Source organism: Providencia sp. NPDC089933 (assembly GCF_049545585.1).
GTDB lineage: Bacteria > Pseudomonadota > Gammaproteobacteria > Enterobacterales > Enterobacteriaceae > Providencia > Providencia huashanensis.
On record NZ_JBMWDT010000010.1, the window covers coordinates 1 to 14738 of the forward strand.

The 14738-nt window shown below is 41.5% G+C and carries 13 protein-coding genes and 1 tRNA gene; 7 read left to right on the plus strand and 7 right to left on the minus strand.

Translation table 11 applies throughout. From position 1 onward, the window contains the following. Positions 1-235: 235 nt before the first annotated feature. Both ACPEH5_RS14525 and ACPEH5_RS14530 read right to left on the minus strand, forming a co-directional pair. Positions 236-1483, minus strand: coding sequence for a tyrosine-type recombinase/integrase (locus ACPEH5_RS14525; protein ID WP_281110872.1), 1248 nt, complete (start codon positions 1481-1483; stop codon positions 236-238). Positions 1484-1799: 316 nt separating this feature from the next. Continuing rightward, positions 1800-1884: transfer RNA gene (locus ACPEH5_RS14530), tRNA-Leu, on the minus strand. A gap of 413 nt (positions 1885-2297) precedes the next feature. Between ACPEH5_RS14530 and ampH the strand changes: the two genes are divergently transcribed. From ampH to ACPEH5_RS14545, 3 genes are all read left to right on the plus strand, one after another. Next, complete coding sequence (gene ampH / locus ACPEH5_RS14535) at positions 2298-3521, plus strand: D-alanyl-D-alanine-carboxypeptidase/endopeptidase AmpH (protein WP_042845677.1); 1224 nt, start codon at positions 2298-2300, stop codon at positions 3519-3521. A gap of 202 nt (positions 3522-3723) precedes the next feature. After that, positions 3724-4167: a hypothetical protein gene (locus ACPEH5_RS14540; protein WP_129466590.1), complete on the plus strand. Its 444-nt coding sequence runs from the start codon at positions 3724-3726 to the stop codon at positions 4165-4167. Positions 4168-4291: 124 nt separating this feature from the next. After that, positions 4292-4789, plus strand: a complete 498-nt coding sequence (locus ACPEH5_RS14545; protein WP_129466592.1) for a hypothetical protein — start codon at positions 4292-4294, stop codon at positions 4787-4789. 59 nt (positions 4790-4848) lie between these two features. Here the strand turns inward: ACPEH5_RS14545 and lptG are convergent, their stop codons facing one another. Together lptG and lptF are read right to left on the minus strand one after the other, a co-directional pair. Next, positions 4849-5925, minus strand: a complete 1077-nt coding sequence (gene lptG / locus ACPEH5_RS14550) for an LPS export ABC transporter permease LptG (protein WP_071548680.1) — start codon at positions 5923-5925, stop codon at positions 4849-4851. After that, positions 5925-7022 (minus strand): LPS export ABC transporter permease LptF, encoded by a 1098-nt coding sequence (lptF, locus tag ACPEH5_RS14555; RefSeq protein ID WP_281110873.1) that lies wholly within the window; start codon positions 7020-7022, stop codon positions 5925-5927. Before lptF ends, lptG begins: the two co-directional genes overlap by 1 nt. A gap of 340 nt (positions 7023-7362) precedes the next feature. On the opposite strand from lptF, the gene pepA reads away from it, so the two are divergent. The 4 genes from pepA to ACPEH5_RS14575 all read left to right on the plus strand — a co-directional run bounded on the left by pepA (position 7363) and on the right by ACPEH5_RS14575 (position 13365). After that, the gene (pepA, locus tag ACPEH5_RS14560; protein WP_423727053.1) at positions 7363-8874 is read left to right on the plus strand and encodes a leucyl aminopeptidase; all 1512 of its coding nucleotides are present in this window, start codon (positions 7363-7365) and stop codon (positions 8872-8874) included. A 467-nt stretch (positions 8875-9341) separates the two neighbouring features. Beyond that, positions 9342-9791 carry a DNA polymerase III subunit chi gene (locus ACPEH5_RS14565; protein ID WP_034782118.1) on the plus strand — a complete coding sequence of 150 codons (450 nt, stop codon included), beginning with the start codon at positions 9342-9344 and terminating at the stop codon, positions 9789-9791. Between the two features lie 36 nt (positions 9792-9827). Next, positions 9828-12698, plus strand: coding sequence for a valine--tRNA ligase (locus tag ACPEH5_RS14570; protein WP_198861468.1), 2871 nt, complete (start codon positions 9828-9830; stop codon positions 12696-12698). A gap of 172 nt (positions 12699-12870) precedes the next feature. Then, on the plus strand, positions 12871-13365 hold the full coding sequence (locus tag ACPEH5_RS14575; protein WP_042845687.1) for a GNAT family N-acetyltransferase: 495 nt from the start codon (positions 12871-12873) through the stop codon (positions 13363-13365). Positions 13366-13408: 43 nt separating this feature from the next. On the opposite strand, the gene ACPEH5_RS14580 is transcribed toward ACPEH5_RS14575, so the two are convergent. The 3 genes from ACPEH5_RS14580 to ACPEH5_RS14590 all read right to left on the minus strand — a co-directional run bounded on the left by ACPEH5_RS14580 (position 13409) and on the right by ACPEH5_RS14590 (position 14709). Then, positions 13409-13807: a MerR family transcriptional regulator gene (locus tag ACPEH5_RS14580; RefSeq protein WP_042845688.1), complete on the minus strand. Its 399-nt coding sequence runs from the start codon at positions 13805-13807 to the stop codon at positions 13409-13411. Positions 13808-14034: 227 nt separating this feature from the next. Beyond that, the gene (locus tag ACPEH5_RS14585) at positions 14035-14388 is read right to left on the minus strand and encodes a helix-turn-helix domain-containing protein (protein ID WP_042845689.1); all 354 of its coding nucleotides are present in this window, start codon (positions 14386-14388) and stop codon (positions 14035-14037) included. A 30-nt stretch (positions 14389-14418) separates the two neighbouring features. Next, positions 14419-14709 (minus strand): DUF1471 domain-containing protein, encoded by a 291-nt coding sequence (locus ACPEH5_RS14590; protein ID WP_226619061.1) that lies wholly within the window; start codon positions 14707-14709, stop codon positions 14419-14421. Between the last annotated feature and the right edge of the window lie 29 nt (positions 14710-14738).

Genomic DNA, 14738 nt, shown 5'->3' on the forward strand with positions numbered 1-14738 from the left:
TCGAAGTCGCCTGAAATGCATGATAAAATCATCGGCACATTCATAGAGCGGGAGTATTACCTATTGTGATGATCTCTATATTGAATACACGACCAAAAATTTTGAATATGACATAACACAATTATACTGTTCATCATTAAGACGAAAACAGCATAATCTACATTGTCTATAATTTTTATAAATTCAATGTATTACAAATTAAATCATCTACTGATGAAGTGGATATTTACACTTTTCACTTCCCAAACCCAAACGCCCCCACATGCCTATCCCTATTCGCATCCAGATAATCAGCCCACCACTGCACCATCAACCGCCTTTCCTCGATATGTTCTGCTTTATGAATATAAGCAGCTCTTACTGAGTTGCGTTCTTGGTGGCTCATTTGGCGCTCTACTGCATCCTTCGACCATAGCCCTGACTCAATCAGCGAGCTACACGCCATTGTTCTGAAGCCATGTCCACACACTTCTGTCTTCGTGTCATAACCCATCACACGTAATGCGTTGTTAACCGTGTTTTCACTCATTGGTTTTCTAGGATTATGATCGCCGATAAAGATCAGCTCATGATTACCACTAAATTGATAGACCTGTTTTAAGATCTCTATGGCTTGTCGACTTAAAGGCACTAAATGAAGGGTACGCATTTTTGATCCGCGATGGGAGTGTTTAACCCCTTCTATCGCTTCGCGTTCTGCGGGGATCGTCCACATGGCATTTTCAAAATCGATTTCATCCCAACGAGCAAAGCGCAGCTCACTGGAACGAATGAAGACTAACAAGGTAAGTTTGACTGCAAGTTTAGTTAAAGGTCTTCCCTTATAATCATCGATGCGTTGTAAGAACTCAGGTAGGCGTTTAAGCTCTAATGCCGCTCTATGAACTCGTTTACCTGTCGCTACTGCGCCAGCCATATCTTGTGCAGGATTATAATCAATCAAACCACTTTGTACGGCATAGCGCATAATAGCTGTCACGCGTTGTTGTAAACGAGCCGCCACCTCAAGACGTCCAGACATCTCTACGGCTTTAATCGGTTCGAGGAGATCGCGAGTTTTCAGTTCGGCAATATTGCGTTTACCAATAGCAGCAAAAATATTGTCTTCTAGGCTTTTGAGTACTCGATGGCTATGCCCTTCAGACCATTTCTTATTTGTTGCGTGCCAATCACGAGCAACTTTCTCAAAGGTATTAAATTCTTTTTGCTGCTTTTCCTTTAATTCTTTCTTGAGTTCGCGTGGGTCAATACCTAAAGCAACTTGCTTTCTGGCAGCATTCCTTCTTTCTCTTGCATCCGCTAAGGAGATTTCAGGATATACGCCAAAGGCCATTAAATGTTGTTTGCCGCCAAAGCGAAAACGGAAACGCCAATATTTAGAACCATTGGGGTGAACATACAGAAATAAGCCATCACTGTCTGTCAGTGTATAAGCTTTCTCTTCAGGTTTAGCTGCACGAACTTTTGTATCGGTTAATGCCATATTCTTTATCCTCTTCACCCCAGAGTGAGTATATAAACAAGATATCTCAGATTACTGTTGATGATTTCGAGTTACACAAACAACTAAGTGTCTACGCCACAGGCTGCGCCTGCATTGCTTTAGCATCGGTAATTCGAGATATAATGAGTATACAAATATTATCGAAGCGAAGATATACTCAGATGTATACTCACTCGGAGGTTGATGTGGGTTGAGTTAGATTGACATGCATTGACTGAAAACGCGGGGGAAGCCTTGCAAACACTGGATTTCAGATACAAAAAAAGACGTCGGTTGACGTCTCTTGATGTTCTTATGGTGCCGAAGGCCGGACTCGAACCGGCACACCCGAAGGCGGTTGATTTTGAATCAACTGCGTCTACCAATTCCGCCACTCCGGCACTGAAGTGATGTGTTTCTTGGAAAACGCTGCCATTATACTTGCCTTGTGTCTACTGGCAACACTTATTCTTGAAGATCAAGTCTGTTCGATTAAAAAAAACGCATATTGCTAAAATCACATGATAAGAGAAAGAAAGCTTCTTTTGTTTATATCTTCATTAGCCGATATGGTAGCTTTCCCTAACTATTTTTCTTATCACAACGCTGGGTCACTGGCGATAGACAATTATTTTTGTTAGTTTATCCGCAATCTAATACAAACATTAAGGCTTTATCATGGGTTTTGTTGGGTGGATAGCGACAGGGATCTTTATTGGCATCTTAATTGGTGTGGTAATGAAAATTTTCGCTAAGAAAAAATAAGATTGGCTGAATAGCCATTTGCAAACAATCATATCGGCTGGCTTCAAACATGAAGAAATCATTACTAAAAATTCTGTCAGTATCTGCGTTGTCTTTAGCCTTGATGGCATGTTCAACAACGACCAAAAAAACACCAAAATTTCTGCAAACGAATGATATTGCATCTACTGACTGGCAGGTTTTTGAAGGAGATAGAAGGACCTACGAACGCGTTGCTAAAATTGTCGATTTATATGCCAATCGTATTTTTAACGAAAGCGACGCCAGAGGTATGGCAATAATTGTTATTGATAATAACCAAGTTTTATCCCGTTATTATGGCGAAACGGCACCCGGCAATGGTAAAAAACCGGGGCCAAATTCACTCATTCGCATAGCATCAATTACTAAATTGATGACGAGTGAAATATTAATCAAGCTTGAACAAGACAAAAAGTTATTAATTACTGACCCGCTGCAACAATATGCCTATCATGGTGTTACTGTGCCTGATAACGCCAGTGGGCAGCCGATTCGCCTCTACCACCTTGCAAGCCACACCAGTGGCTTACCTCGTGAGCAACCAGGCGGAAAATGGGGGCGTCCTGTATTTATTTGGCCAACCCAAGATAACCGCTGGACATGGTTAAAAACAGGCAAATTAGATGCGACGCCAGGCACTGAGGCATCCTATTCTAACCTTGCATATGACTTATTAGCTGATGCCATGGTGAAAGCATCAGGTCATTCTTACCCACAATTGTTTAGTCATTATGTCACCTCCCCAGCCAAAATGACCAATACCACCTATACACCCAATAAAGCTCAATGTGCACGTTTAATGGAAGGCACTAAACCAAGCCCTTGCCATAATACACTTGCAGCAGCAGGAAGCGGTGGTGTGTATTCAACCCCAGCAGATATGCAAAAGTGGATGCAACAATTTTTATCGACAGATAAGAGCTTAAGGAAAGTCACCGCGGCTCGTGAGCAAGGCATCTATTTCCCTCGCGAAAAATTGTTAGAAATTAAAGGAATGGACGTCGCTGGCCATGCGGATGGGTTAGGCCTTGGGTGGGTTTATATGAAACCGAAGAATGGCACTCCAGGAATTTACCAGAAAACAGGCGGCGGCGGTGGGTTTAATACCTATATGGCGATGATCCCACAGCAAAACATTGGGGTATTTGTCGTCATGACCCGAAAAGATAGCAGCAAATTTAGTAAGTTAACTATTGGCGTTAATGAACTCGTCGCTTCGCTATCTTCTAACCACGCATATGGAAAACATTGAAGGAGTACCGCCAAAGCATTACAAACAATGGCGAGTTACACCCCGACCCTAAAACGTGGATTTACCCGCATTATCTCATTAATTGCGACAACAGCCTGATATATTCAGGCTGTTTTTGATAATTTTACTACCCATTTTTAAAATCAATTCATTCAAATTCCCGATAATCTTTTAGCCTTCCATTAACACATCCAGAGCTAAAATGAAAACAAAAAACCACGCGATAACATTAAGTTGTCAGGCTACACAATGCCCGAAAATTAGCCAATTTGAATTGATAGAAATTTTGAATAGTATTAAAGGCCATTGTACTAAAAAACCAGAGTACGTAGAGAATAGGTCTATTGCTACTCAATACCCCTACAAATATTTAGATGGCTCAGAATTACAAGCTATCAAAGCTTACCGACAAGAAGAAAGGCGAATATATCGGGAAAAGTGCCAAACGGCTTTTAAATTTAAACGACAAAATAGTATGAAAGGTGGTTTTTTTTCACTTGCTCAGCAATTAGCAAACCGGAGTCGCCAAAATATTTTAGCTATTGATAACCAAAGTCATATCTCAGGAGCCAGAAAAAAGTTATTTCAACCCCAAACAAGGGTAGTCGCCTTTATCAGTGCATTAGGTTACGCAATAGTTGGTTAATAATAACAGTATTAATGCCCTATTATTCAAGCTATTTCTTATATTTATAATCGTTTTATGCAATGTTGTAAGCTGATTCAAGGCTAATCTTAATCCCTCTTCTACTTGATGAATAGGAATTAAAATGCGTACTTCTCCATTTTTTTTACATCATATAACACGGCCCTGTACCATTAAACAGGGCAACGTTTCTGAGTTGGTTCTCCAACTTAGAAGAATCCATAACCACCAAAACATATTCCCTGCCCCGCAGAAACCGACATCAGTAGAAATAAATCTTGGATCACTCAATTCTCATCCTTTAAAAAACAATCAAAAGAAATTAGAACAAACACCTGAATATAAAAAACTTGTCAGTGAAGCACGAAAAGAAGTACAAATCGCATTCACAGAGCAAGAATGGAAAAAAGCTTATCTTATTCGCCAGTCATATACGGCGAATGGCGGTATTTTTTCTTGTGCTCAACAGTTAGCGAATAAAAGTCGATTGAATGTTATTGGGATTAAAGGTGAATATATCAGTACATCTGCAGATAATAGGCAACAACAAGCTTTATTCCGTCCTCAGAATAAACTATTAAGAATTATCAGTAAATTAGGAAACTTATTACTAAGTAAATGACGACAAAGAAAAAGGCTGTGATACCCGAAGATACACAGCCTTTAATGACCTATAAAACGCTATTTTCGTTTCACTAATAAAACAATACTGACAATTAGGAACAATAAGCTTGGCAAGATAGCTGCAATAATCGGTGGTACTGAATAAACAAGGCTCCAGTTACCAAACCCTTGGTTTAGCACATAAAATAAGAAGCCGCCCACAATACCTGAAATAACACGTACCCCCATTGGTACGGTGCGTAATGGCCCGAAAATAAACGAAACGGCCATTAACATCATGACAGCGGCAGAGAGTGGCGCCAATATTTTTTTCCACATACTTAATTCATAAACAGCTGCAACTTGACCACTTTCTTTCAAGTAAGAAACATACTGATATAAGCCACGAATAGATAACGAATCCGCATTCAAAGAAACTATCCCTAGTTTTTCTGGGGTAAGGTTAGTTTTCCAGTCAACCGTCAACCGCTGTGAACCCGTAATTTTTTTCTCACTGCTTAATATTGACTCATCCACTTGAGATAACACCCACTGTTTATTTGCCGTGTCATACTCCCCACTTGAAGCAAACATCACCGAGTTAAGTTTTTGTTGCTTATCAAAACGGTAAATCGATACATCTTGAATCGATGTTGCGTTATTAATACGCTGAATGTGTATAAAGTCGCGGCCATCTTTTGCCCACATTCCCTCGTCAGTAACCACTAATGAATTACCAACGATTTTTTCTGCACGGTAGTTTCTCGCCCATTGCTCACCGGCTGGTGCAATCCATTCACCAATGAACATCGCCACGATAACCAGAGGGATAGCCGTTTTCATCACCGCAAGGGCAATCTGTAAACGGGTAAAACCAGAAGCTTGCATGACCACCAGCTCACTACGTGAAGCGAGTGCACCTAAGCCCATTAACGCCCCTAATAAGGCCGCCATCGGGAAGAAAACATCAATATCTTTTGGTACCGTAAGTAAAGTAAAAACCCCCGCGCTCAACGCAGTGTAATCACCATCACCCACTTTACGCAGTTGCTCGACAAATTTAATAATCCCAGCGAGTGAAACCAATAAAAAAAGCGTCACCAAAATAGAATTTAGGATGGTCCGACCGATATACCTATCTAAAACACCAAACATCAGGCAACCTCTTTACTCAATTTAAGACGCATACGGCGCATAGGAACAGTGTTCCATGCATTGAGGATCACCGCTAAGACTAAATACCCTAAGTTCACTGCCCACATGGTATACCTTGGGTCAATATCACCTTTATCTGCACTATTGCGTAACGTACTTTGCAGCAAAAAGAAGATGAGGTACAACAGCAGCGCAGGTAACATACTTAGCACCCGACCTTGACGTGGGTTCACTTCACTTAGAGGTACCACCATTAAAGCCATGACGATAACCGAGAAAACAATCGTTAAACGCCAATGAAACTCTGCATTCACTTCAGGTGTATTTTCATTCCACAATTGCAGCATATTCTTTTGCTCAACGCGGTCATTACGAGCCTCACCTGTTTGATGATCGACTATGGCTTGGTAATTGACAAAGTCAGTGATACGAAAATCACGTAATAATGCCGTCCCCTCGTAACGGGTCCCTTCATTAAGAATGACCACTTGACGGCCATCAGGGTCTTCCTTCATATAACCACTTTCGGCAACCACTACAGAAGGGCGCTGTTCATTCGCAGCACGTAACTGCGCTAGGAAAACATTTTTGAAATTACTCCCTTTTACATCACCAATATACAAAACATAGTTGCCGTCTTTTGTGGTTTTAAACTGCCCTTCCACCATTGCGGCTAAACCTGGGTTAGCTTTAGCATCCGCTAACACTTGTTCTTGATATTGAGATGACCACGGTAGCATCCACGTAATATTGGCAACTGCCACCATGGCGGTAATCATGGCCAGCACTAACGCCGCTTTGACCAAAACACTTTTCCCTAAACCGCAGGCGTGCATTACCGTAATTTCACTTTCAGTATAAAGCTTACTGTAGGTCATCAATAGCCCAAGAAATAGGCTTAAAGGTAAGATAAGTTGCGCCATTTCAGGCACACCTAACCCCAGTAAAGGAAGTACTAAGTTTGATGGAATATTGCCCTGAACGGCAGCGCCCAGAATATCTATCGACTTCTGGCTAAAAAAGATTAGCATCAATACAAAAAGTATGGCTAACTGACTTTTCAGGGTTTCCCGTACCAAATATCTAATAATGATCACGCTTATTACGCCTGTGAAAACTTGTCTTTTGGGTAGAAAATGGCTAAGTTCGTTCAATGTCTGCCATTTACTAACATATACTCTAGTTTATTGTATGGCTAGAATGATATAAAAGCATTCTCTATACTGATTAAAATATCAGAACATGCTTAATATTCGCGAAACCAAATATACTCGCCATACTTCGTAGTTGTATCGCGATAAACAGCATACAACTTGGTTTATTTCGCGTATAGATGGTCAGTTTAACATAAAGAGTTCATTCTCTATGAGGTAGATCATGCGAAACGCTAATTCTAGCGGGAGCATCGGCCTTTGTCTTTAAGATTCAGGAGAACGCATGGAGTTTAGTGTAAAAAGTGGTAGCCCGGAAAAACAACGCAGTGCATGTATTGTTGTCGGAGTCTTTGAACCACGCCGTCTGTCCCCAATTGCTGAACAGCTGGACAAAATTAGTGACGGATATATCAGCGCCCTGCTGCGCCGCGGCGAACTTGAGGGTAAAGTAGGGCAATCCCTGCTACTCCATCATGTACCAAATGTTCTGTCTGAACGCATTCTGCTTATCGGTTGTGGTAAAGAGCGCGAATTAGATGAACGCCAATTTAAACAAATTATTCAGAAAACAATTAGTACTCTGAATGAAACAGGCTCAATGGAAGCCGTATGTTTCTTAACTGAATTACATGTAAAAGGCCGCAATAACTACTGGAAAGTACGTCAAGCAGTCGAAACAGCAAAAGAATCGCTGTATGTGTTTGACCAACTAAAAAGTAATAAAACAGAGCACCGTCGCCCACTACGCAAACTGGTGTTTAATGTCCCAACACGCCGTGAATTGACCAGTAGTGAGCGCGCGATTTCCCATGGCTTAGCCATTGCTTCAGGGGTTAAAGCTGCGAAAGACTTAAGTAACATGCCACCAAACATTTGTAATGCCGGTTACTTAGCCTCTCAAGCTCGTCAACTAGCAGATATTTCAGATAGCAAACTAACCACTCGTGTGATTGGTGAAGAGCAAATGAAAGAGCTGGGAATGAATGCCTATCTAGCAGTGGGGCAAGGTTCACAAAATGAATCACTGATGTCCATTATGGAATATAAAGGCAACCCAGATGCGGACAGCAAGCCAATTGTTCTGCTCGGTAAAGGGTTAACCTTTGACTCAGGTGGTATTTCAATCAAACCAGGCGAAGGCATGGATGAAATGAAATACGACATGTGTGGTGCGGCAAGTGTGTATGGCGTGATGCGTTTTATCACTGAATTGCAACTTCCAATCAATGTGATTGGGGTACTAGCAGGTTGTGAAAACATGCCTGGTGGTCGCGCTTATCGTCCCGGCGATATTTTAACTACCATGTCAGGGCAAACCGTTGAAGTACTTAATACTGATGCGGAAGGTCGGTTAGTTCTGTGTGATGCACTCACCTATGTTGAACGCTTTGAACCTGAGCTGGTTATTGATATCGCTACCTTAACAGGGGCTTGTGTAATTGCATTAGGTAGCCATTATACAGGGTTGATGTCAAACCATAATCCACTAGCTCATGAGCTGTTAAATGCCTCGGAACAAGCGGGTGACCGTGCATGGCGCTTACCACTAGCGGATGAGTATTTTGACCAAATCACCCCTAATTTTGCTGATTTAGCGAATACAGGTGGTCGTCCAGCAGGTGCAATTACCGCTGGCTGCTTCCTATCTCGCTTTGCCACTAAATATAACTGGGCACACCTTGATATTGCAGGTACCGCTTGGCGTTCAGGTGCCGCGAAAGGGGCTACTGGTCGTCCGGTCGCGATGCTAGCGCAGTTTTTACTAAACCGCGCGGGTTTAAATGGTGATGAGTAATCCCATTTAAATGATTTAGCTGTATCTCGTCCATAAAAATATCCCGATGAGCAATAGTGATTCGGGATATTGTTTTTTGGTTTTCAAGGCACTGAGAAAGCCATTTTGAGGCAGCTATAAAAAAGGATATAATTAAGCATAGATATATACTGCGCTTGGTTACCAAAATACACCCCTGCAAATTGAAGGGTAGCGATTTAAGCTATACCCTAGATAATTCAGTTTGTAGGTAGGCGGCAAGCGATTGAGACCTTAGGAGCATACCTAAGTAGGTGACTAAGGCGAAAAAACGTAGCTAACACCCCTGCAAATTGAAGGGTAGCGATTTAAGCTATACCCTAGATAATTCAGTTTGTAGGTAGGCGGCAAGCGACTGAGACCTTAGGAGCATACATAAGTATGTGACTAAGGCGAAAGAGCGTAGCCAACACCCCTACAAACTGAAGTATGACGGGTATAATGGGTATATGAAAAAAGGTACATTTTACCAACTAACACAAGCCTCACCGCTTCCTGATCTTGAAGCCCATGAATGGCTAGCTTGCGAGCTTGCTGCTCAATTGTGGCGTAATGGGAAGCGAGTTCTGATTGCTTGCGAAACGCAGCAACAGGCAGAAAAAATAGATGAAACCTTGTGGCAGCGTGATCCACATCAGTTTGTTCCCCATAATTTAGCGGGTGAAGGCCCTCGTTATGGTGCGCCTATTGAAATTTGTTGGCCTGCCAAACGGGGAAATACGCCACGTGATATACTGATTAATTTACAAAATCAGTTCGCAGATTTTGCCACGGCTTTCCATGAAGTGATAGACTTCGTACCTATTGATGAAACTTTAAAACAGTTGGCGCGTGAGCGGTACAAAATATACCGTAGCGTCGGCTTCAATTTGACTATGGCGGCGCCGCCAACTTACTGAATACAAAAGATAATGGAAAAGAAACCAGATAGCCCAATGAATGAGCCTTCGCTCGATAAAACCTATAACCCCGCAGAAATTGAGCAATCACTGTATGCTCACTGGGAGAAAAGCGGTTATTTCAAACCTAATGGGGATACCACCCAAGATAGCTTCTGTGTCGTCATTCCACCACCGAACGTCACTGGTAGCCTGCATATGGGGCATGCCTTCCAACAAACCATCATGGATACCATGATCCGTTACCAACGTATGCAAGGTAAAAATACCTTATGGCAAACAGGTACTGACCACGCAGGTATCGCGACTCAAATGGTCGTTGAGCGTAAAATTGCGGCAGAAGAAGGCAAAAACCGTCACGATTACGGCCGTGATGCATTTATTGACAAAATTTGGGAATGGAAAGCAGAATCTGGCGGCACTATTTCTCAACAAATGCGTCGGCTAGGCGACTCTGTTGATTGGGAACGCGAACGCTTCACCATGGATGAAGGCTTATCTAAAGCTGTTAAAGAAGCTTTCGTTCGTCTCTACAAAGAAAACTTAATTTACCGTGGTAAGCGCCTTGTTAACTGGGACCCAAAACTGCACACCGCAATTTCTGATTTAGAAGTTGAAAACCGTGAAGTTAAAGGTTCTATGTGGCACCTGCGTTACCCATTAGCTGACGGGGCAAAAACCGCCGAAGGCAAAGACTATTTAGTCGTTGCTACTACACGTCCTGAAACCATGTTGGGAGATACTGGCGTTGCTGTTAACCCAGAAGATCCTCGCTATAAAGATTTGATTGGTAAAGAAATTATCCTACCAATTGTTAACCGCCGTATTCCTATTGTTGGTGACGAGCACGCCGATATGGAAAAAGGCACGGGCTGCGTGAAAATCACCCCAGCTCATGACTTTAATGACTACGAAGTCGGTAAGCGCCATCAGTTAACGATGATTAACATGATGGATTTAGATGGTAACGTACGTAGCGAAGCTGAAGTTTTCGATACTAACGGTAACCCATCAACCGCTTATAGCAGCGAAATGCCTGAAGCATACCGTGGCATGGAGCGCTTTGCAGCACGTAAAGCTATTGTGGCAGAGTTTGAGCAATTAGGCCTACTCGTTGAGGTGAAACCTCATGACCTCACCGTCCCTTATGGCGATCGTGGTGGTGTCGTTATTGAGCCAATGCTAACTGACCAATGGTATGTACGTACTGAGCCTTTAGCCCGTGATGCCATCAAAGCTGTCGAAGACGGTCGTATTCAGTTCGTTCCTCGCCAATACGAAAACATGTATTTCTCGTGGATGCGTGATATCCAAGATTGGTGTATTTCTCGCCAATTGTGGTGGGGTCACCGCATCCCCGCGTGGTATGACGAAAAAGGCAACGTCTACGTAGGTCGTGACGAAGACGAAGTTCGCCGTGAAAACAACTTAGGGGCAGATATCACACTACGTCAAGATGATGACGTTCTAGATACTTGGTTCTCTTCCGGCTTGTGGACATTCTCCACCCTCGGCTGGCCAGAAAATACAGATGCACTGAAAACTTTCCATCCAACCGATGTATTAGTCAGTGGGTTTGATATTATTTTCTTCTGGATCGCCCGAATGATCATGATGACCATGCATTTCATTAAAGATGAAAATGGCGAGCCACAAGTTCCATTTAAAACTGTTTACATGACAGGCCTGATCCGCGATGAAGAAGGCCAAAAAATGTCGAAATCCAAAGGGAACGTTATTGACCCACTGGATATGATTGACGGTATTTCTCTGGAAGATTTACTCGAAAAACGCACAGGCAACATGATGCAGCCACAATTGGCTGAAAAGATCGCTAAACGCACCCGTAAAGAGTATCCAGAAGGAATTGAAGCCCACGGAACCGATGCACTGCGCTTTACTTTAGCGGCATTAGCTTCAACAGGTCGTGATATCAACTGGGATATGAAACGCCTGTCTGGTTACCGTAACTTCTGTAATAAACTCTGGAATGCGAGCCGTTTCGTGTTGATGAACACGGAAGGTCAAGATTGCGGCCAAAACGGCGGAGAGATGAGCTTTTCACTCGCTGACCGCTGGATCATGGCACAATTTAATCAGACAGTGAAAGCTTACCGCGATGCGTTAGACACTCACCGTTACGATATCGCAGCGGGTATTCTGTATGATTTCACATGGAACGAGTTCTGTGACTGGTATTTAGAGCTGTCTAAACCTGCGGTTCATAAAGGTAACGAAGCACAAGTTCGTGCGGCTCGTTTCACTTTAATTGAGGTATTAGAAGGCTTACTGCGCCTTGCACATCCTATCATTCCGTTTATCACTGAAACCATCTGGCAACGCGTCAAAGTAGTGAAAGGTATCGACGCTGATACTATCATGCTACAAGCGTTCCCTGAGTTCGATGCGGCTAAAGTGGATCAACTCGCGCTGAGTGACCTTGAGTGGATCAAAGAAGCGATTATCGCCGTGCGTAATATTCGTGCTGAAATGAATATTTCCCCAGGTAAACCGCTCGATGTAATGCTGCGTGGTGCTTCTGCCGATGCGAAACGTCGTGTCGATGAAAACCAGAACTTTATCAAGTCAATGGCTCGCTTAGAAAGCATCTCAGTATTAACTGAAGGTGAAGAAGCGCCTATATCTGTCACCAAATTAGTTGGTGGTGCTGAGTTACTGATCCCAATGGCGGGTCTAGTAGACAAAGACGCCGAACTGGCTCGTTTAGATAAAGAGCTGGAAAAAGTGATTAAAGAGATCGAAACCATTGAAAACAAACTGGCAAATGAAGGTTTTGTAAGCCGTGCACCTGCTGCGGTAGTGGAAAAAGAGCGTGAGCGTTTAACCGCTAATATTGAAGCGAAAGCGAAAATTGAAGCGCAAAAAGTGACAATTGCCTCTTTATAACGGTTCATTAATTTAGCCGACTTGAAAGCCCTTATTGGTTTAACTAATAAGGGCTTTTTCTTGCTGAATAATTCGAGTATCATCAAACGACTGCGTTCGCAGTTCTCAGATTGAAGTTCCCTTCTGGTTCTCTCTACACTGAGTTGTACACAATAATAATCAAGAGTTTCACATGACAACACAAAACTATAACGTTCGACTTATTGAACAACAAGATAATGCAGGGATTGCCGCGGTGATCCGTGAAGTTTCTGCTGAACATGGTTTAACTGCAGATAAAGGATTTGCCGTTGCAGACCCCATCTTAGATACCTTATTTGAGGTATACAACAAACCCCGTAGCGCTTATTGGGTGGTAGAAATGGATGGGGAAATTGTCGGTGGCGGCGGTGTTTCACAACTGGCAGGCGGCGATAACGAAACAGCGGAATTACAGAAAATGTATTTATCTTCCGTATTACGTGGCAAAGGCTTAGCCAAAAAAATTGTGCAGATGTCACTGGAGTTTGCGAAACAACAAGGTTATACCCGTTGCTATTTAGAAACCACCAAAGACTTACAAGCCGCAATTAAGCTATACGAAAAGTTAGGTTTTGAATTTATTGATGCCCCTTTAGGTAATACAGGCCATAGCGACTGTGAAATTCGTATGTTAAAAGCGTTGTAATTATAAAGCTTATAAGGGTAGTCAATATGCTATCCTTATTTATCTAATATTCTTTAGATAATAGATTTTTTATGATCCCACATTTATATCGAGAACCTATTTCATCACTATGTTCTTGTAAAATAATTAGTTCCTTCTCTAAGTTAATTAATTTTTCAATATTTTCTCTCACATTAATTAAATGCGTATTAATAACAGATTCAACTAATTGGCAATCATTACTATTATTATCCACTAAGTCTAATAGTTTTTTTATTTCGCGATGAGACATATTAAGACTACGGCAGTTTTTAATAAACCTTAGTCTCTCAATGTGATTTTCACTATAGCTTCGATAGTTATTATCATTTCTATTAGGAGGAATAATTAACCCCTCTTTTTCATAGAAACGTATAGTCTCCCTTGGAATGTTGAATAGTTTTGATAATTCACCTATTTTCATTATTGACCACCTAAAAACGGATACAGCCCATTGTAAACTTTCAATAATACTAATCCTTACCATCATTGTAATGTCAAGAAAAAAACATATTTTTTTTCATTTGTCCACTATATTATTAAAATATATAATTAAATTTATTAGTATCGTATTTTTTGGTTCTTTTGGTATATAGAATTAGCCAGATGACTAGCTAATTCTATTCCTTCTTCTAAAACCTATTCACTAAACTATGCATGATATCTTAGCATTGTTTCTCTCCTATATTTAGCAGGGGTCACTTTCAATTCTCGCTTAAATGCTCGTGTTAGCCCTTGCTGACCATCAAATCCATACCTGAAAGCGATATCAATGATTTTATCATTGGTTTCTTTCAAATCTGTTGATACCCTTAACAAGCGGCTGATTAAAAGATATTGTCCTAAACTCACACCAACCGTATTTTTAAAAATACGTTGGAAATACCACTTTGAATATCCTGCTCTATCAGAGATTTCCGCTATCTGTAGTGGTTTATCTACATTCATATCGATCCACAAAAGAATATCTTGTATTACATTTTCTCTAATGGTTTGATGACTCATCGCTCATCTCCTTAATAAAACCGAATGGCTTTACTGATAAAATGTGACATGTCCTCGAAGTTGATTTTCACCGCTTGCGCCAACAATTTTATAGCGGCTCGCTCCTAACTTTTTAGCTTCTTGCTGAGCCTGCATTTCAATTGATGACAAACTAGCATCACCAACAAAAGTCTTTGTTACTAATATTTTTCTGTGAGGTTCTGTTGAGGAATTATTTTCAATTATTTTATTTGATACCGGCTGAAAGTTAACCTTATTACCGGAAGCCAAACCCTGGTAACTAAATAAACTTAACGCTAATAAAACTATCATCTTCTTCATCATTAACCCTTATTTAAGTATGTATTTAA